Origin of the sequence: Ferrovum myxofaciens, from assembly GCF_000735045.1 — a bacterium.
Classification (GTDB): domain Bacteria; phylum Pseudomonadota; class Gammaproteobacteria; order Burkholderiales; family Ferrovaceae; genus Ferrovum; species Ferrovum myxofaciens.
Window position 1 is genome coordinate 1 of sequence record NZ_JPOQ01000255.1, and the last position, 377, is coordinate 377.

The following is a 377-nucleotide window of genomic DNA, read 5'->3' on the forward strand; positions in this document are numbered from 1 at the left end:
GTAAGCGGTAAGCCAGCGGCGTTGTATTTTCCTGGATAATTTTTCTGCATACTCCTCTTCAGATTGTGACACAGGAGAGCAGGTATGGAAACCAAGCGTAGCAGGAGAATTCGCCACAGCAGGCAGGACTGGCAGGGGTTCGTATCCGAGTTTCTGACCAGTGGTCAGGACTGCAAGAGTTTCTGTCGGGATAAGGGATTAAATCCATCCCGATTGATACGCTGGCAAGGGGTATTTCGCAATGGGATTTTCCCTGCCATCAGCCAGATGCAACCCGTAGGGTTTTTGGATCTGGGTACGCTGCCTGCCCCTGAACCTCAACCCCGGACAGGAATCCTTGAACTCAAACTCGATCTGGGTGGTGGGGTGGTACTGAC

At 52.3% G+C, this 377-nt stretch carries 1 protein-coding gene; it reads left to right on the forward strand.

Annotated elements, in window-relative coordinates; genetic code table 11:
* Positions 1–84: 84 nt before the first annotated feature.
* Positions 85–377, forward strand: a 293-nt coding sequence (gene tnpA, locus IV91_RS0113295; protein WP_031599253.1) for an IS66 family insertion sequence element accessory protein TnpA, incomplete at its 3' end; no start/stop codon positions are given.